General features: G+C 70.2%; 12 protein-coding genes and 2 pseudogenes. 7 read left to right on the top strand and 7 right to left on the bottom strand.

From position 1 onward, the window contains the following. Nucleotides 1–289 precede the first annotated feature (289 nt). Nucleotides 290–2,863, bottom strand: coding sequence for an aminopeptidase N (pepN, locus tag AB0I23_RS39280; protein WP_359117648.1), 2,574 nt, complete (start codon nucleotides 2,861–2,863; stop codon nucleotides 290–292). Nucleotides 2,864–2,977: 114 nt separating this feature from the next. Here pepN (AB0I23_RS39280) and AB0I23_RS39275 point away from each other — a divergent pair, with 114 nt between their 5' ends. Further along, nucleotides 2,978–3,484 carry a DUF1203 domain-containing protein gene (locus AB0I23_RS39275; protein ID WP_359117645.1) on the top strand — a complete coding sequence of 169 codons (507 nt, stop codon included), beginning with the start codon at nucleotides 2,978–2,980 and terminating at the stop codon, nucleotides 3,482–3,484. Nucleotides 3,485–3,559: 75 nt separating this feature from the next. Here the strand turns inward: AB0I23_RS39275 and AB0I23_RS39270 are convergent, their stop codons facing one another. From AB0I23_RS39270 to pepN (AB0I23_RS39255), 4 genes are all read right to left on the bottom strand, one after another. Next, a complete protein-coding gene (locus AB0I23_RS39270; RefSeq protein WP_359117642.1) occupies nucleotides 3,560–4,588 on the bottom strand; it encodes an aspartate-semialdehyde dehydrogenase in 1,029 nt (342 codons plus the stop codon). 315 nt (nucleotides 4,589–4,903) lie between these two features. Next, nucleotides 4,904–8,203 (bottom strand): S8 family serine peptidase, encoded by a 3,300-nt coding sequence (locus AB0I23_RS39265; protein ID WP_359117639.1) that lies wholly within the window; start codon nucleotides 8,201–8,203, stop codon nucleotides 4,904–4,906. A gap of 168 nt (nucleotides 8,204–8,371) precedes the next feature. Then, nucleotides 8,372–9,415, bottom strand: coding sequence for a hypothetical protein (locus AB0I23_RS39260; RefSeq protein WP_359117637.1), 1,044 nt, complete (start codon nucleotides 9,413–9,415; stop codon nucleotides 8,372–8,374). Nucleotides 9,416–9,576: 161 nt separating this feature from the next. After that, the gene (pepN, locus tag AB0I23_RS39255; RefSeq protein WP_359117635.1) at nucleotides 9,577–12,198 is read right to left on the bottom strand and encodes an aminopeptidase N; all 2,622 of its coding nucleotides are present in this window, start codon (nucleotides 12,196–12,198) and stop codon (nucleotides 9,577–9,579) included. 131 nt (nucleotides 12,199–12,329) lie between these two features. On the opposite strand from pepN (AB0I23_RS39255), the gene AB0I23_RS39250 reads away from it, so the two are divergent. Next, on the top strand, nucleotides 12,330–12,980 hold the full coding sequence (locus tag AB0I23_RS39250) for a mycothiol-dependent nitroreductase Rv2466c family protein (protein ID WP_359117632.1): 651 nt from the start codon (nucleotides 12,330–12,332) through the stop codon (nucleotides 12,978–12,980). 548 nt (nucleotides 12,981–13,528) lie between these two features. On the opposite strand, the gene AB0I23_RS39245 is transcribed toward AB0I23_RS39250, so the two are convergent. After that, entirely contained in the window at nucleotides 13,529–14,347 is an 819-nt protein-coding gene (locus tag AB0I23_RS39245; RefSeq protein WP_359117629.1) for an SDR family oxidoreductase, read from the bottom strand. Between the two features lie 78 nt (nucleotides 14,348–14,425). Here AB0I23_RS39245 and AB0I23_RS39240 point away from each other — a divergent pair, with 78 nt between their 5' ends. After that, nucleotides 14,426–15,004 carry a TetR/AcrR family transcriptional regulator gene (locus AB0I23_RS39240; RefSeq protein ID WP_359117627.1) on the top strand — a complete coding sequence of 193 codons (579 nt, stop codon included), beginning with the start codon at nucleotides 14,426–14,428 and terminating at the stop codon, nucleotides 15,002–15,004. A 134-nt stretch (nucleotides 15,005–15,138) separates the two neighbouring features. Further along, nucleotides 15,139–15,588, top strand: a pseudogene (locus AB0I23_RS39235) (GNAT family N-acetyltransferase); the annotation flags it as partial. Here the strand turns inward: AB0I23_RS39235 and AB0I23_RS39230 are convergent. Next, the gene (locus tag AB0I23_RS39230; protein WP_359117624.1) at nucleotides 15,589–16,788 is read right to left on the bottom strand and encodes an MFS transporter; all 1,200 of its coding nucleotides are present in this window, start codon (nucleotides 16,786–16,788) and stop codon (nucleotides 15,589–15,591) included. It lies immediately after the preceding pseudogene. 61 nt (nucleotides 16,789–16,849) lie between these two features. On the opposite strand from AB0I23_RS39230, the gene AB0I23_RS39225 reads away from it, so the two are divergent. The 3 genes and pseudogenes from AB0I23_RS39225 (at nucleotide 16,850) to AB0I23_RS39215 (ending at nucleotide 18,393) form a co-directional block, all read left to right on the top strand. Continuing rightward, nucleotides 16,850–17,824: an ArsR/SmtB family transcription factor gene (locus AB0I23_RS39225; protein ID WP_359117621.1), complete on the top strand. Its 975-nt coding sequence runs from the start codon at nucleotides 16,850–16,852 to the stop codon at nucleotides 17,822–17,824. Nucleotides 17,825–17,890: 66 nt separating this feature from the next. After that, nucleotides 17,891–18,145, top strand: a pseudogene (locus AB0I23_RS39220) (Scr1 family TA system antitoxin-like transcriptional regulator); the annotation flags it as partial. Nucleotides 18,146–18,153: 8 nt separating this feature from the next. Next, nucleotides 18,154–18,393 carry a Scr1 family TA system antitoxin-like transcriptional regulator gene (locus AB0I23_RS39215; protein ID WP_359117618.1) on the top strand — a complete coding sequence of 80 codons (240 nt, stop codon included), beginning with the start codon at nucleotides 18,154–18,156 and terminating at the stop codon, nucleotides 18,391–18,393. Nucleotides 18,394–18,511 lie beyond the last annotated feature (118 nt).

The following is an 18,511-nucleotide window of genomic DNA, read 5'->3' as shown; positions in this document are numbered from 1 at the left end:
GTCCGTCTTCCAGGGCTATCGGGAGACGGCCGGCCACTTCGTCCTGCTCAGCCGGGATCCCAACATCATGTGCCTCGGTGTCCTGCCCAAGCGGGGGGCGCATGAGGCCGGGGACCTCGACCGGCTGCGGGCCATCCTGGACCAGCACACCACTCGCGTGTGACGCACGCGAAAGGCGCCCGGCGCCGGCCAGGTGTATTGACCCGGCCGAATGTCTCCTGGGGCGTAGAACAGGTACGCAAAGGGGGCGCTCCCCGAAGGAAGCGCCCCCACTGCTCAGCTGTTACTGCTACGCGGTAGCCGCCGCGTCCGCCGCCTGGGCCTTCAGCGCGCGCTCCACGCCTGCCCGCGACTCGGAGACCAGCCGGTGCAGGGCCGCGCTCGGCTTTGCCGAGTCCAGCCAGGCGTCCGTCGCGTCCAGGGTCTCCTGCGAGACCTGGAGGGACGGGTAGAGGCCGACGGCGATCTGCTGGGCCATCTCATGGCTGCGCGAGTCCCAGACGTCCTTCACCGCTGCGAAGAACTTCTCGGTGTACGGGGCCAGCAGCTCGCGCTGGTCGGTCTGGACGAATCCGCCGATGACCGCCTCCTGGACGGCGTTCGGGAGCTTGTCCGACTCGACGACCGAGGCCCATGCCTCCGCCTTCGCCTCGGCCGTGGGGCGTCCCGCGCGGGCGGTCGCTGCGTGGCGTTCGCCGGCGGCCGTCTTGTCGCGCTCGTACTCGGCTGCGATCTCGTCCTCGTCCAGCAGGCCGACAGCGGCAAGTCGCTCGACGAACGCCCAGCGCAGCTCGGTGTCGACGGCGAGGCCCTCGATCGTCTCCGTGCCGTTGAGCAGCGCCTGGAGCAGGTCGAGCTGCTGCGGGTTGCGGGCCGTTGCCGCGAGTGCGTGGGCCCAGGCGAGCTGGTGGTCGCTGCCGGGCTCCGCGGAGCGGAGGTGGGCGAGCGTCGCCTCCGTCCAGTGCGCCAGTGCCGCCTCGCGGGACTCCGGCGCCGCGTACAGGTCCAGGGCCAGCTTCACCTGGCGGTGCAGCGACTGGACGACGCCGATGTCCGACTCCTTGCCGATGCCGGACAGGACGAGCGAAAGGTAGTCGCGCGTGGCCAGTTCTCCGTCACGGGTCATGTCCCAGGCGGAGGCCCAGCACAGGGCGCGCGGCAGCGACTCGGTGAAGTCACCGAGGTGCTCGGTGACGACCCGCAGGGACTCCTCGTCGAGACGGACCTTCGCGTACGACAGGTCGTCGTCGTTGAGGAGGATGACCGCCGGACGGGCGGTGTTCGCCGGGAACGGGACGGTGGTGCGCTCGCCGTCGACGTCCAGCTCGATCCGGTTCGTACGGACCAGCTTTCCGGCCCCGTCGAGGTCGTAGCAGCCGATCGCGATCCGGTGCGGGCGCAGCGTCGGCTCGCCCTTGGCGCCGGCGGGCAGCGCCGGGGCCTCCTGAAGGACGGTGAACGACGTGACGTGACCGTTCTCGTCGGTGGTGACCTCCGGGCGCAGGATGTTGATGCCCGCCGTCTCCAGCCACGCCTTCGACCAGGTCTTCAGGTCGCGGCCGGAGGTCTCCTCCAGCGCGCCCAGCAGGTCGGACAGGCGGGTGTTGCCGAACGCGTGCGCCTTGAAGTACGCCTGGACGCCCTTGAAGAACTCGTCCATGCCGACGTACGCCACCAGCTGCTTCAGGACCGAGGCGCCCTTGGCGTACGTGATCCCGTCGAAGTTGACCAGCACGTCGTCCAGGTCACGGATGTCCGCCATGATCGGGTGCGTGGACGGCAGCTGGTCCTGGCGGTAGGCCCAGGTCTTCTCGGAGTTCGCGAACGTGGTCCAGGAGTTCGGCCACTTCGAACCCTCCGCGTACGCCTGGCAGGCGACCGAGGTGTACGTGGCGAACGACTCGTTCAGCCACAGGTCGTTCCACCACTCCATGGTGACGAGGTCGCCGAACCACATGTGCGCCAGCTCGTGCAGGATGGTCTCCGCGCGCCGCTCGTACGCGGCGTCCGTCACCTTCGAGCGGAACACGTACTGGTCGCGGATGGTGACCGCGCCCGCGTTCTCCATCGCGCCCGCGTTGAACTCCGGGACGAACAGCTGGTCGTACTTGGCGAACGGGTAGTCGTAGTCGAACTTCTCCTGGAACCAGTCGAAGCCCTGCCGCGTGACGTCGAAGATCGCGTCGGCGTCGAGGAACTCGGCGAGCGAGGGACGGCAGTAGATGCCGAGCGGAACGGACTGGCCGTCCTTCTCGTAACTGCTGTGCACCGCGTGGTACGGGCCGACGATCAGGGCCGTGATGTACGTCGAGATGCGTGGCGTCGGCTCGAAGACCCAGACGTCGTCCTTGGGCTCCGGGGTGGGGGAGTTCGAGATGACCTTCCAGTCCGTCGGCGCCTTCACGGTGAACTGGAAGGTCGCCTTCAGGTCGGGCTGCTCGAAGCTCGCGAACACCCGGCGGGCGTCCGGCACCTCGAACTGTGTGTACAGGTACGCCTGCTGGTCGACCGGGTCGACGAACCGGTGGAGGCCCTCGCCGGTGTTGGTGTAGGCGCAGTCCGCGACGACACGCAGCTCGTTGGAGCCCGCGCGCAGATGCGGCAGCGCGATCCGCGAGTCGCGGAAGACGGCGGCGACATCGAGGGCCTTGCCGTTCAGCTCGACCTCGTGCACGGCCGGGGCGACCAGGTCGATGAAGGTCTCCGCGCCGGCTTCGGCGGAGTCGAAGCGCACGGTGGTGACGGACCGGTAGGTGCCGCCCTCCTGTGCGCCGGAGAGGTCGAGATCGATCTCGTACGCGTCCACGGTCAGCAGGCGCGCCCGCTCCTGTGCCTCTTCGCGGGTCAGATTCGTGCCAGGCACCCGGTCATCTCCTTGATATGTGATGTTTCCCGGTCATCCTTCCACGCGGAATGCACGCAACGCTATGTCCGTTTTCCGCCGGACCCCGCCGGCGCCACGCGCGACGCTCGAACCATGACCGGATACGAGGCACGTCCCATCGAATCTGCCGTACTCAAGGAGCTCCGCGACACCGATGACGCGGGCCGTCCCTGCGTCCCGTACATCGAGCGGGAAGGCGGCAGCCCGCTGCGCTGCTGTCTGCGGGGCGTCGAGCCGGGGGAGCGGATCGCCCTCGTCTCGTACGCGCCGCTGCGCCGCTGGGCGGCCGCGACCTGGGCCAGGCCGGGGGCGTACGACGAGCAGGGCCCCGTCTACATCCACGCCGAGGAGTGCGAGGGCCCGGCGGCGGACGGGGACGGCTATCCGTTCGCCCGGGTCGGCGCGCTGCGCACGGTCCGCCGCTACAACGCGGACGGCCACATCGCCGGCGGCCGTCTGCTGGAGATCCCCGCCGACCCGTCGCGGGGCTTCGACGAGGCGTTCATGGAGGCGTTCGCCGACCCGGAGGTGGCGCTGGTGCACGTCAGGGCTGTCGAGTACGGCTGCTTCCTCTTCGAGGTCCGCAGGCCGCAGAGCTGACAGGAGAAGGGGGCGGAAACGGTATCGGCGGGCACCCGACCGGGCGTCCGCCGATACCTTCTTCCGTGCGAGGCGTCAGCCGTTCAGCTCCGCCGCGACGAGCTCCGCGATCTGCACCGCGTTCAGCGCCGCGCCCTTGCGCAGGTTGTCGCCGGAGACGAAGAGCGCCAGACCGTTCTCCACGGTCTCGTCGGCGCGGATGCGGCCCACGTACGACACGTCCTGGCCGGCCGCCTGGAGCGGGGTCGGGATCTCCGAGAGCTCGACGCCCTCGGCGTCCTTCAGCAGCTCGTAGGCGCGCTCGACGCTGATCGGTCGGGCGAAGCGGGCGTTGATCTGGAGGGAGTGGCCGGAGAAGACCGGGACCCGGACGCAGGTGCCGGACACCTTCAGCTCCGGGATCTCCAGGATCTTGCGGGACTCGTTGCGGAGCTTCTGCTCCTCGTCGGTCTCGAACGAGCCGTCGTCGACGATCGATCCGGCCAGCGGCAGTACGTTGAAGGCGATCGGCCGCTTGTAGACGGCCGGCTCGGGGAACGCGACGGCTCCGCCGTCATGGGTGAGCTTGTCGGCGTCGGCGATCACCTTGGACGCCTGCCCGTGCAGCTCGGCGACCCCGGCCACGCCGGAGCCGGAGACCGCCTGGTAGCTGGCGACGACGAGCGCGTCGAGACCGGCCTCGTCGTGCAGCGGGCGCAGCACGGGCATGGCGGCCATCGTGGTGCAGTTCGGGTTCGCGATGATGCCCTTGGGGCGGTTCTTGATCGCGTGCGCGTTGACCTCGGAGACGACGAGCGGGACCTCGGGGTCCTTGCGCCATGCGGAGGAGTTGTCGATCACGACGGCGCCCTGGGAGGCGACCTTCTCGGCGAGCGCCTTGGAGGTCGCGCCACCGGCCGAGAACAGCACGATGTCCAGCCCCGTGTAGTCCGCGGTGGAGGCGTCCTCGACGGTGATCTCCTGGCCTTCCCACTCGATCGTGGAGCCCGCGGAGCGTGCGGAGGCGAAGAGCCGCAGCTCGTCGGTCGGGAACTTCCGCTCGGCCAGGATCCTGCGCATGACTGTGCCGACCTGACCGGTGGCGCCGACGATTCCGACCTTCACAGGGACTCCTTCAAACGTACGAACGGGCGCGGTTGCCGTTCCATGATGCGTACGGCCACGGCTTCCTTGTCCAATCCATTGTCCGGCAGACGGACAGCGGGCGGGAATCGAACGTTTCGCGGCGCCCCGGCGTCAGAGGGGAAACACGCTCCAGGGGAGGCAGCCCTTGCTGAGAAGGAGAGCCGCGGGAGCGGGGGCGGATCCCCTGGGCCCGGCACAGGGGGACCGGGTCCGCGCGCTCCTGTCGCGGGAACGGGAAAGGGCGGGCGCCCCTGCGGGCGCCCGCCCCCTCTCGGTATCACTTCACAGCAACCGCTACGGCGTGACCTTCTCGATCACGACGCTGCCGGTGCCTGCCGCGGTGCCGCGGCTGTTCACCAGCTGGACCTCGCCGAAGAACTGACGTCCCTCGGGAGCCGCACCGGCGACCACCACCTCGGCGCCGACCTGTGCCGAGGCGCCGTTGGCCAGGTTCACGGCCTTCGACTCGTCGACCTTGAGCGCGCCGAGCGACGGTGTGTAGTACACGTCGCGGTAGGTGTACGTGGTGGTCCCGGCCGGGACCGAGTAGCCGTCGACGCGAATCGTGTACGTACCCGCGGCGGGCTTCACCAGGCTGACCGCCTCTTCCGAGCCCGCGCTCGTGGAGGAGCCGACCTGGTTGCCGGCCTTGTCGAGGACGTACAGGTCCAGGTCGGCGTTGGCGTCCGAGGTGCCGCCGATGGCGACGTCCAGCTTCTCGACGCCCTCACCGATGGTGACGGTGGTGATCTGCTGGTCCTTCGTCTTGATCGACGGGGTGGCGACCTTGGCCGAGCCCAGCGAGCCGCCCTTGAGCTTGCCCGCCAGGTCGCCCGCACCGTTGGTGACGGTCCAGTTCACCGCGGTCGGCGTGCCGATCTTCGCCTCGGGCAGCGTCTGCACGGCCGGGTCGAAGGACGCACCGAGCAGGGAGACATCGAGCGTGAACGGGTTGTCCAGCAGCGGCGACGTGCGCCGTGCCTCGACCTCGATCTCCCAGACACCGGCCTGCGGGTCGGCGTACGAGCGCACGTCGGGGCGGCAGGTGTTGGCCGGGTTGTCGTAGTTCGGGTAGCAGAACGGCGTTCCGCTGTTCTCCATCTGCACCCCGTACGGGTGGATGGAGATGAACCGCGTCTGGCTGCCCGAGCGCAGGGCGCTCATCGCGACCTCAAGGGTCTTGGCGCCCTCCGGTACGTTCACGAAGTACGACGTGGTGCCGTTGCGCTGCACCGAGCCGGACGCCGTGAACGCGTAACCCGGCTTCACCAGGTCCTCGGCGACGACGACCGTGGCGAGGATCTGCTGGTCCACACCGGCGGTCTTCGTGTCATCGACCTGCAGGATCGCGCTGTGCACGCCCGCGCTGCCCGGCTTCGCCCGGACCTTGACGGTCACCGGCTCGCCCAGCGGCAGGGAGACGGTGCTGCTGCCGGTGAGTGCGAAGGTGCCGTCGTTGTTCTTCCAGGACAGCTCGTGCGCGACGGCCTTGTCCGGGCCCGTGGTGCGGGTGACCGTGACGTCGTACGACTTCGTCTGGCCGGCCTTCAGGCCGCCCTCGCGGTCGTACAGGCCGGTACCGAAGCCGGGGGTCTTCAGCGCGAAGTCGATCGCCGTGTCGACCGGGGCCTTCACGGAGTAATCGTGCGCCGGGGCGCCCTGCTTCTCGATCAGCTTCCAGGCGTCGACGATGTCGATCAGACCGGCACCCTGGGCGTGCGCGGGCACACCCTTGATGTGGGCGGCGGTGCTGGTCAGCGCGGTGCGCAGGTTGGCCGGGGGCAGTTCGATGTGCTTCTGCTTCGCGGCCGACAGCAGCAGCGCGGTGGCACCGGCGGCCTGCGGCGAGGCCATCGAGGTGCCCTGCAGCATGGAGTATCCGGCCGGGAGCGAGTAGCCCGCCTCCCTGACCGGGCCGCCGGGCAGCCAGGTCTGGGTGCTGTTGATCGCGGCACCCGGGGCCGTCAGGGTCGGCGTGAAGCCGCCGTCCTCACGCGGACCGCGCGAGGAGAACGGCATCATGTCGTACTTCTTGGTGACGTCCGAGCCGTAGTTGGCGGCCCACGTCTCCTTGGAGACGGACGCGCCGACGGAGATGACGTGATCGGCGAGGCCGGGGTCACCGATGGTGTTGACACCCGGTCCGTTGTTCCCGGCCGAGATGACCAGTTGGACGCCGTACATGTCGATGAGCCGCTTGTAGATCCTCGCGCGGGCGTTGTTGCCGTCGTTGAGCGGCGGCAGACCACCGATCGACATGTTGACGACATCGACACCGCGGTTCACGACGAGGTCGGTCATGCCCTCGGTGAGCGCGATGTTGGTGCAGCCGCCGGTCCAGGTGCAGGCGCGCGAGGAGACGATCTTCGCGCCGGGCGCGGCGCCGTTCATCTTGCCGCCGAACAGCCCGTTGGCGGCGGTGATGCCGGCGACGTGGGTGCCGTGCTCGCTCTCGATGACACCGATGTTGACGTAGTCGGCCTTGTCGCCGGCCGCGTTGTACACGACGTCCTTGCGGGTCTCGACGACGAACGGGATGCGCTCGACGACCTCGGTCGCCGGATCGTCGGTGCCGAAGTAGCCGACCTGGTGGCCGTCCTTGTACGGCTTCATGACGGCGTCGTCTCTGAAGTCCGCGTCGTTGTTCAGGTCGACGCGGGTGGTGCCGGCGACCGGGTCGTAGAGCACGGCCCAGGTGTCGGTGGTGTCACCGTCACGGTTGAGGTCACCCGCCATGTCGCCGCCGCGGGTGGCGGACTCTTCGAACACCTTGATCTTGTACGAGCCCTCGGGCGCCGAGTACGTACGGCCCCCGTGGGTGAACGTCGGGCCGGACACGGAGTCCGTCATCCGCAGCCAGGTGCGGTCGCCCTCGCTGACCGGGTCGGTGGCCGTCACCCAGTCGACGATCTTGCGCTCGCCGGTGCTGGTCCTCTGGAGCGCCGGGTGGCCGAGGTCGACACCCGAGTCCAGGATGCCGATGGTCACGCCGCGGCCGTCGGCCTTCGGGTGCTGCTCCACGAAGTCGACCGCGCCCGTCTCGAAGGACGGGTTGTACGGGTTCTTCGCCGGCGTCCTGCTGCTGGGTGCCGGGTAGGTGCCCGTGGACGCCGGCGTCGCCCCGGCGGCCCGGTCGCCCGAGGGCGTCGGATCGTCGAGCATGATCTCCTGCTTGAGATCGATGCCGAGGACGGACGTCAGCTTCGAGGCCGCCTTGATGGTCGCCTCGGCGGTCTCGGTCGGTACGGTCACGCGGACGTAGCCGAGCTTGTCGTACGTACGGCCCAGCACGGACCCCTTGACGGCGTCCAGCTGCTCGGTGACCTGCTCGGTCGCACCGGGCGCGGTGGCGACCATCATGGTGATGTTCTTCTCGCCCTTGGCCTGCGCCTCGGTCAGAACATCGGCATCGGCCGCACCGAGCTTGTCGCTGTCGGCGGCTGCCTTCACGGGGGCGGTGGCCGGGTCGTCGGCGGCGAAGACCGGGGCGGCACCGGAGGCGGCCAGCGCGGCCACCAGACCGGCAGCGGCCGCGACTCGGGCCACGCGTCTCGCCCCGGATATGGAGCTGGGGGATTCGGAGGTCATCAGCATCCCTGTATGTGAAAGAGAAAGTCCGGAATTCGGTACCGGATGACCGCTCAGCCTTTCGCAAATGGCAGGGGTTTGTGGAGGGTTGGCGTAGGCAAGTTGCCGCCGTGGCGTACTTCCGCCAATGGGGCTGATGCGTCATGAGGGATGTAACGGGCGATAACTTCCTTGTCACCGGGGCAGGATGACCACATACGCTGCGGGGTCACGGTCGGCGGCCGCCATCAGCGCGGTACGCACCACGGTCGCCTGCTGCGCCTGTGCCTCGCGGAGCTTCTTCGGCGCGAGACGGACGACGGTGACGCCGAGCCGCTCCAGATGTTCCCGCTCGGCGGCGTACGCGGACCCCTCCGTGCCCTCGGCGGCACGCTCGGCCTGACGCCGGTCGTCGTCGAGCGCGCTGTGCCGGGGAGCCCCGGTGTCGAGCTCGACGGCGACCGCCTCGTTCGGCCAGTAGGCGTCCACCCCGCCCAGATGCGGCCCGCCCGGCAGCCGGAGGTCCACATTCCACAACGGCTCCGGCAGGTCGTACGTCCGCACCATCTCGTACAGCCGGCACTCTGCCGACGCCCGGCCCTCGGCGAGCAACGAGTCCACGGCGTGCACGACATGAAGTCGGCCCAGGAGCTTGGCGCGGCTCAACTCCCGCACCACCGCGGCGGGCTCGCAATACCCGCCGCGGACCGCCTCGGTGAGCAGCCGGCGTGCGGCGGAGACGTCCCGGAGCCCGGCGACCGCGTCTGCGAGCGCCCGCGCCACGGGGGCCACCGGCAGCCCGGCGAGCTGGACCGGGCTGGGCAGCTCGGCCGTCCGCACCACGTGCGCGTACCGGGCGGACCGCAGTCGCCGGGAGCGGGGCACCAGAACGTCGATCCGGTCGAGCGAGCCCAGCGGCGGCGCGACGGAGAACCCGTACAGGGCGAGCGCGGCGAGACCGGTGACCATGCCTTCGCCGTACCCCGCCTCCGTCGCGCCGCGTCGCCGTCCGGCGTACAGCAGGGCGGACCGCAGCCGCTCCTCGCCGGTGGGCGGCCCCGGGTGCAGCACATACACACCGGGCAGCGACTGCTGCCACGGGCCACCGTCCCGGCACCGCGCGGCGGCGCGGGCGGGGGATACGCCGTGAGCCTTCAACTCCTCGGCGGACAGCACGCGTTGCCGGGCGTGGGCGAGGAGGCGGAAGGGACGGGAGGAGAGCGGGTTGTTCTGGGTCATGTTCCGGGGTATGCCGCACGCGGTCGTGCGGCTAACCCCTGTTACAAGCCCGTCGACGATTCAGGACAAGTCCGCCCTGATGTACGGGAGTTCGACAACCGAAAAGGCCCGATCCCGCTCCTGACGTCCCCGTCCCCGCCCCCGTCCGGCGCGGCGCGCGCTCAGAACCGGCCGCCGGCCCCCGCGTCACACGCCTGCGCCCGCAACGCCCGGGCCAGATCGTCCCGAGCCTCCAGCACCAGCCGCCGCAACGCGGGCGCCGCGTCCGCATGCGCCTCCAGCCACGCGTCCGTGGCCGCCAGCGTCGGCTCGTCGTCCTGCAGCGCCGGGAACAGCCCCTTCACCACAGCCATTCCGATCTGGATCGACCGCTCGGCCCACACCCGTTCGATCGCCTCGAAGTACCGAGCCGCGTACGGCGCCAGCAACTCCCGCTGCGACGGCTGCTCGAACCCCGTGATCGTCGCCTCCACCAGCGCGTTGGACAGCGCGTCCGACTCCACCACCGCCGCCCACGCCTGCGCCTTGACCGCCGCCGACGGCCTGGAGGCCAGGCACCGCACCTGGTGCCGCTTGCCGGACGCCGTGTCGTCCCGGGCCAGTTCCGCATTGATCACCGACTCGTCGGCGACCCCATGCGCGGCCAGCGAGGACAGGAACGCCCACCGCAGCTCCTGGTCGACCTCCAGTCCGTCGATCCGCGCGGACGCCCCCAGCAGCGAGGACAGCAGCTGGAAGTCCGAGTCCGAGTCGGCGACCGCCGCGAAGAACCGCGCCCACGCCAGCTGGTGCTCGCTCCCCGGCGCGGCGATCCGCAGCTCCCGCAGCGCCCCTTCGGCCAGCGCCCGGCCGCCCTCCTCGCGCCACCCGGGGGCGGCATAGTGGACGAGCGCGGTCCGGGTCCAGGTGTGCAGCATCTGCAGAACGCCGATGTCGGACTCCTGGCCGGAGAAGTCCAGCACGAGCGAGATGAAGTCGCGGGCCGGCATCAGTCCGTCCCGCGTCAGGTTCCACAGCGCGGACCAGCACAGCGCCCGCGCCAGCGGGTCGGTGATGTCACCGAGGCGCGCGCGCAGCGTGTCGAGGGAGGCCTCGTCGAAGCGGACCTTGCAGTACGTGAGGTCGTCGTCGTTGACGAGGATCAGCTCGGGCCGCTCGGCCCCGGCCAGCGCCTCGACCACCGTGCGCGCCCCCGCCACGTCCACCTCGGCGCGCGCGTACCGCACCAGGGCGCCGTTGGTCCTGCGCCGGTACAGACCGACCGCGACCCGGTGCGGCCGCAGCTCCGGGTGGGAGTCGACCGCCTCCTGGAGCACCGCCAGCTCCGTCACCCGGTCCGCCGCGTCGTACGTCACCACCGGCGTCAGCGAGTTCACGCCCGCCGTCTGCAGCCACGACCGCGACCAGGTGACCATGTCCCGCCCGGACGTCTCGGCCAGTACCGACAGCAGGTCGCCCAGCTGCGTGTTCCCGTACGCGTGCTTCTTGAAGTAGCGCCGGGCGCCCTCCAGGAACGCGTCCCGCCCCGCGTACGCCACCAGCTGCTTCAGCACCGAGGCGCCCTTGGCGTACGTGATGCCGTCGAAGTTCAGCTTGGCGTCCTCCAGGTCACGGATGTCGGCCGTGATCGGGTGCGTGGACGGCAGCTGGTCGGCCCGGTACGCCCACGACTTGCGGTTGTTGGCGAAGGTGATCCAGCCGTTCTCGAAGCGTGTCGACTCCACCATGGAGAACGCGCCCATGAAGTCGGCGAACGACTCCTTCAGCCACAGGTCGTCCCACCACTGCATGGTGACGAGGTCGCCGAACCACATGTGCGCCATCTCGTGCAGGATGACGTTGGCGCGGCTCTCGTACGACGCCTGTGTCACCTTGCCGCGGAAGATGTACTCCTCGCGGAACGTGACGCAGCCCGGGTTCTCCATCGCGCCGAGGTTGTACTCGGGCACGAACGCCTGGTCGTACTTGCCGAACGGGTACGGGTAGTCGAAGTTGTCGTGGAAGAAGTCCAGGCCCTGCTTGGTGACGAGGAAGATGTCGTCCGCGTCGAAGTGCCGGGCGAGCCCCTTGCGGCAGAGGGCGCCGAGCGGGATGTCCAGCGTCGTGCCGTCGTCGAACGTACGGCTGTAGGAGTCCGTCACATAGTGGTACGGGCCGGCGACGACCGCCGTGATGTACGTGGAGATCGGCTTCGTCTCGGCGAACCGCCAGACCCCGCCGTCCCTGGACTCCTCCGCCCCGTTGCTCCAGACCGTCCAGGCCTCGGGCGCCGTCACCTCGAAGCGGAAGGGTGCCTTCAGGTCGGGCTGCTCGAAGTTCGCGAAGACCCGCCGCGCGTCGGCCGGCTCGTACTGCGTGTAGAGGTAGACCTCGCCGTCCTCCGGGTCGACGAACCGGTGCATCCCCTCTCCGGTCCGGCTGTACGCGCACTGCGCGTCGACCACCAGGATGTTCTCGCCCTCCGGCAGTTCGTTCAGCGTCACCCGCGTCCCGTCGAAGACGACCGCGGGGTCGAGCGCCCGCCCGTTCAGGGTCACCGACGTCACGCTCGGCGCCAGCAGGTCGGCGAAGGTCGACGCCCCCTCCCGCGCGGAGCGGAACCGGATCGTCGTCACCGAGCGGAAGGTCCGCGGACCGGCCGGCTGCTCCCCGCCGCCGTCCCCGGCGTCGCCGCCGGGTTCGTCGATCGCGGAACGCACGTCGAGCACGACGTCGTATCCGTCGACGGTCAGCAGTTCGGCCCGCTCGTGGGCCTCGTCGCGGGACAGGTTCTGACCGGGCACAGGTGCACTCCTTTGTGTCACGTTCGAATGCTTTGATCCTCCCACGCGCGTTCCGGCCCCGGTCGCCGGGAATGACGGGGACGGTCGGTGGTGTTCTCGCGCACAGATGCGATTGCCTCTTGAGGAGAGACATGTCTGAGAACAGCGCGGTGCATGGGAAGACCCCCGCCGATTTCTGGTTCGACCCGCTCTGCCCCTGGGCCTGGATGACCTCCCGCTGGATGCTGGAGGTGGAGAAGGTCCGCGACGTAGAGGTCCGCTGGCACGTGATGAGCCTTGCCGTCCTCAACGAGGACAAGCTCGACGAACTGCCGGAGGAGTACCGCGACCTGCTGGAGACGAAGGCGTGGGGCCCGGTCCGCGTCGTCATCGCCGCCCAGCAGAAGCACGGCGACGACATCGTCGGCCCGCTGTACACCGCGCTCGGCACCCGCTTCCACAACCAGGGCGAGGGCCCCACGCGCGAGGCGATCGTGGGAGCGCTCGAAGACATCGGCCTGCCGGCCGAGCTCGCCGAGTACGCCGACTCGGACATGTACGACGCCGAACTGCGCGCCTCCCACAAGGAGGGCATCGACAAGGTCGGCCAGGACGTCGGTACACCGGTCATCGCCGTGCCCGGCTCCGACGGCGAGCAGATCGCCTTCTTCGGCCCGGTCGTCACCCCCGCCCCGAAGGGCGAGGACGCGGCGAAGCTGTGGGACGGCACGCTGCTGGTGGCGTCGATCCCCGGCTTCTACGAGATCAAGCGGACCCGGACCGCCGGGCCCAGCTTCGAGTAGCCCCGCACGAGCGGGCGCAGCACATCGACCGGGCGTGGACACAGGGTCCGATCGGATCATCCCCGCACGCGGGGCGACGCGCCCGGCACAACGAGAGCGGGCCCCGCCGGTCACGGACCACCGGGGCCCGCAGCCCGCGTACGAGAAGTGCGTCCGGCCGAGGGCGAGCGGCTGACCTCTCCGGCCCCGCGGTCGAAGGGCCACTGGGGACACGACGACTCCTGGCCGCCTGCCGGACGAACTCACCATGCACCCCGCGGACTTGGCGCGCCGCCGGACCGCGGTCGCCGAGGAGAACGGTCACCTCCCGGGCTTCACCACCCTGGAGGGGGCGCCGCCCGACGGCGTGCTCGGCATGATGTTCGCCGAACCGGACGCGCTGGGGCGCGGCGCGTCGGGCCACCCGCCCCGCGTCGTCGAAGTCGAAGCCCCAGCCGTCCCAGGTGAAGCGGACGGGCGCCACGCGCGGCGAGCCGTCGGGCCGGATGGTGGTCAAGCGGCGAGGTGCGGCTCGGCGAGAAATGCCTCCATCGAGCCGGGCAACGGCATCACCGGAAGGACTCGGCGGTGCGCGCGGCCCAGTCGGCGAAGGTGCGGGGCGCACGGCCGAGGACGTGCTCGACGTCGGAGCTCACCTTCTGCTCGGCAGGCAACGGCTCGCCGAGGATTCCGAGCGTGCCTTCCACGACCGGTTCCGGCATGAACTGCAGCATCTGAGCGCGGGCTTCCTGGCGGGTCTGCTCGACGAACCGCACCGGAGTGCCCAGCGCGTCGCCGATCGCCTCGGCTCGTTCCCGCGGGGTGACCGGGGCGGGCCCGGTCACGTCGTAGGTGCTGCCCGCATGGCCGCCCTCGCGCAGAATCGCGGCCGCGACCTCGGCGACATCCGCCGGGTCGACGGTCGGCAGCGCGACGTCGCCGAACGGTGCGGCGACCGTGCGCCGCGCACGGATCGGCTCGGCCCACGCATAGGTGTTGGAGTTCAGACCGCCGGACCGCAGGATCGTCCATTCGAGGCCCGACCGGCGGATGGCGTCCTCGAACGCTGCCGGATGGCGGTAGGTCTCCGGTCGTGTGCCGGCGCCCTGCGAGGAGAGCAGGACGACGCGCCGGACTCCGCCGGCCTCGGCGAGATCGAGGATGCGCTGCGGGTCCTCGCCGGCGACGAGCAGGAACAGTGCGTTGGCACCGTCGAGAGCGGTGCGCAGGCTCTCCGGTTCGGCGAGGTCGGCCTGCTGGTGCCGTACGCCGTCGGGCATGTGCGTCGCAGGCCGCCGCGAGACGGCTGTCACCTGCTCACCGGCCGAGGCGAGGATCCGCACGAGTTCCCGTCCGACATTCCCGGTCGCACCCGTCACAACAATCATGAGACACCTCGAATGAGTTAGTTGACTGACTTACTTCGACCATAGCCGGTCGCCCGCGGCACGTCTATAGTTAGTCAGGTGACTCACTCAAAAGGTGTCCGGCAGCCGCCGGGCAAGCGGGAGAGGCTGGCGGCCGCCGCGGCCCAGGTACTGCACGAGCAAGGACTCGAGCAGACCACGATCGCCGACATCGCGCGGGCGGCCGACGTTCCTTTGGGCAACGTCTACTACTACTTCAAGACCAAGGATCAGCTCGTCGAGGCGGCGATCGACGCGCATGCGCAGAGCCTCCGGGCGATGATCGGCGTGCTCGACGGGCTTCCCGCGCCTCAGGACAGGTTGAAGGCACTCCTGAACGGGTGGGTCGACCAGCGCGAGCTCACGGCTCAATACGGCTGTCCGACCGGAACCATGGCCTCGGAACTCGACAAGCGGGCCGACGGCCTCGACCAGTCGGTCGCCAAGGTCATTCAGGTCCTGCTCGACTGGGTCGAGCAGCAGTTCCAGGCAATGGGCCGCAGTGACTCCCGTGAACTCGCGGTCGCGCTGATCGCCGCCTATCAAGGGATCTCGCTGCTCACCAATACCTTCCGCGATCCTGAGCTGATGGCCGCCGAAGGCCGCCGGCTGGAACGCTGGATCGACTCGCTCTCCTGACGGCCCACCGGAAAGCCAGGGCGAGCGGACCCGGACGCAGGGGCCGGTCTTCGACTGATGTGCCCCGGTGTTCATCTGGCGGAGCATGCCGGAAGGGCCTGACAACCGAGCCCCGAAGGGAGATGGTGAGCCCCATGCGCGTACGAGAAGCACGCCCCGCCGAGGCTGGGGAACTGACCGGACTCGCCCTGCGGTCGAAGGGCCACTGGGGATACGACGAGGCGTTCCTCGCCTCCTGCCGCGACGAACTCACGATGCGGCAGGCCGACATCGAACGCCGCCGGACCGCGGTCGCCGAGGAGGAAGGCCGGGTCTTCGGCTTCACCACCCTGGACGGAGTCCCGCCCGTCGGCGCCCTCGGCATGATGTTCGTCGAACCGGACGCCCTGGGCCGGGGCATCGGCCGACTCCTCTTCGAGCACACCATGACGAAGGCCCGCCGCCTCGACTTCCTGCGCCTCACCATCGACGCCGACCCGAACGCCGAACCGTTCTACCTCGCGATGGGCGCGGTACGGATCGGAGTGACCCCGTCCGGGTCCGTCCCCGGTCGCGAACTGCCCCTGCTGGAGTTCACACTCACGTCACGCCGAACCGCTGCCGGCCGGGACCCCTTCGGCCGGCTCGGGGGTCCGGCGCCCGGCCGACGCCAGGGCCAGGGTGACCGCGAGGGAAGCCGCCGCCATCACGGCCATGGCCGTCGCCGGTGAGGTCCGCTGGGCGACGGCGCCCGCGAGCGCGGCCGCGACACCCTGCATGGTGAGCATGCCGGAGGAGTGCAGTCCGAGCGCCTGACCGGTGATCTCGTTCGGGGTCAGGGCCATCAGCCGCTCCTGGAACAGCAGACTCGCCGAGAACCCGACCGACGCGAGCGCGGCCAGAGCGAACGCCAGGGGCAGCGCCGGACGCGTGGCGAAGAGCAGATACGGAGCGGCCAGGAGCAGCAGCATCGGCATGGCCAGCCGCCCCCGCCAGTGCTGCGCGACGAACCGGCCCGCCACGGTGTCCCCGACGAGCATCCCCAGCGCGGCGAAGGCGAAGAGGAGCCCCGCGTGCTCGGGGGCGTACGGGACGAACAGCGACTCGCAGCCGACGATCAGCCCGTTCGGCACCCAGAGCGCGAGGTAGACGCGGCGGCGCGGGCCGGAGGACCACAGGACAGCGTTGGTCCGCCAGGTCTCGGCGGCCGACGGCCGTCCGGAGGCGCGCGGCGGACGGCGCACCAGCCCGAACCGGGCGACGGCCGCACCCGTCAGATACAGGGCGGCGGCCACCAGCAGCGTGCCGCGCGCGGACAGCGTCGTCACCAGAAGGCCGCCGAGCGCGAACCCGCAGATCTGCATCAGGCCGACGCACATGTTGAGTACGGAACGCCCCAGCAGGTAGCCGTCCTTGGGCAGGACCTCATTGAGCAGGCCGTACCGCACGCCTCCGCCCACCGCGGCGATCACGCCCTCGATCAGGATGATCGCGAAGACGGCCGGCAGCGGAAGCCCGGGGACGGCGAGGGCGGCGGTGGCGAGGCCGAAGGCGAGCGCCATGCCGGTCATCGCGGCCCGTGGCGGCAGCCGGTCCGCCGCCGACATCAGCACGGTCGCGCCGATCACCTGGGCGAGCGAGGAGCCGAACATGGACAGGGCGGCGAGCAGCGGTGAGTCGGTCGCGGCGTAGACGAGTGTGCCGAGGGCCAGCCCGCTCATCGTCGACCCGGCGACGTGTACGGCACTGGTCGCGAAGAGCGGTCCGAACTGCGGCGCTCGGAAGAGTTCCCGGTAGGTGCGCATGCGGGGAGTCTCGGTGGCAGCCCACGGCGACGGTTACTGTTTCGCGCGGAGGCGAAACGTCATGGGCCTGTGGCAGATCAACACGGACACGCTCGCGGGGAGCCGGTTCGTCGTCTCGCCGCTCGCCGAGACCATCTCCGCCCTGAACGCCCTGGAGAGGGGACGGGCCGAGCACCCCGGCGAACGGGCCTGGCTCGACGCCCATCTGTTCGCCTACCACGCACGGCAGGCCGCCGACCCGGTCGCCGCCCGGCTCGTACCGGCGGCGCTCGGCGGGAGCTGGAACGCGGACTTCATCACCCCCACGCCGACGGGTGAGGGCGCGGCCTCCTTCGGGGAGGAACTGGCCCCCGTCCTGGCGGCCTCGCCCGAGCGCGCCCGAGCCGATCTGAAGGTGTCGCTCGGCGGCCCCCTCCCGGCGCTCCTGGACCGCGACGACCTGCCGCAGCGCGCGGCCGACGTGCTGGACTGGGTCTGGCGCCGGACCGTGCTGCCGGACTGGCCGCGCCGCCGTCGGATCATCGAGGCGGACATCGTCGCCCGGACCGGACAGCTGAGCCAGGGGGGCTGGGCCGCCGCCCTGAGCGGTCTGCGCCCGGGCATGCGGTGGCTCGGCGGGAGCCGGCTCCAGATCAACGCGCACGACTACCCGCCGAAGCAACTGGCCGGTGTGCGCCTGTTCTTCGTTCCGGTCACCCAGCGCACCGGATGGGTCTCGTGGGACGACGACGCCGTGCGGTACGCGGTCGTCTACCCGTGTTCGGGCACCCTCGCCGATTCGGGGCGGGCGCGGGTGCCCGACAGCCTGGGCCGCCTGCTCGGCCCCGCGCGGGCGACGGTCCTCGTCCTTCTCGCCGACCCGAAGAGCACCACCCAGCTGGTGGCCCTGACGGGCCAGGGACTGGGGTCGGTGGGCCGCCACCTCAAGGTCCTGCTGGACAGCGGCCTGGCGGGCCGCCGAAGGGCCGGGCGGTCGGTGCTGTACTTCCGTACGGGCGTGGGCGACGTGCTGGTGGAGGCGCAGCGCCACGACTGAGGGGGTGCGGACGTTCCGGGCGCCGGGGGCGGGCATAGGCTGCGGGAACCTGGCCGTTCCTGGACAGTGGGCAGGAGTGAGTCCTGTCTCACCGGCACGCCCCGAACGGTCTTGGGCGCACTGGTCCTCCGCTTTCGCGTCCTGGGCGGCGACGCATATCCCGTACGCAGGATCTTCGAGGAGAACGGGGCGCGATTCGCTGCCGTTATCTGGGAGCCGGCGCTCACTGGGCCCATGGCCAACCCTTCCGTCCACCGGGTGCAGTTGGCTCATCTCATCAAGATGTCCAAGCAGTCGAACATGACCATCCAGGTGCTGCCGCACAGCGAGTGGGCAGCCGCACGGGTGCCACCCGCGTTCGTCGGGCTCTCGTACGCGCGCGAGACGTCCCGGAGGTCATCATTCTCGACGCACTGGCCAACTGCCTCATTCTTGAGGAGCCTGAGGACATGGCTGGTTACGTGCACGCGTTTGATGCGCTCAGGTCAGCAGCCCTCACCCCGAACAAGAGCGTGTCGTTCATCCGCAAGATCATGGACGGCTTCACCACCGAGAATGAGGAAATGTGAACAGCCGGGACACCACCACCCACTTCATCTGATTCCTCCGTGGATACTCCGCCCTTCAGGGCGGAGAGGAAACGGACTCCTGCGGAGCAGGGCAAGGGCTGCGATTCGCCGCCAGGGC

It is taken from the genome of Streptomyces atratus, from assembly GCF_040655115.1.
GTDB classification, from domain to species: domain Bacteria; phylum Actinomycetota; class Actinomycetes; order Streptomycetales; family Streptomycetaceae; genus Streptomyces; species Streptomyces atratus_D.
The sequence above is the reverse complement of the archived record's forward strand: the minus strand, read 5'-3'. Positions and strand labels throughout refer to the sequence as shown.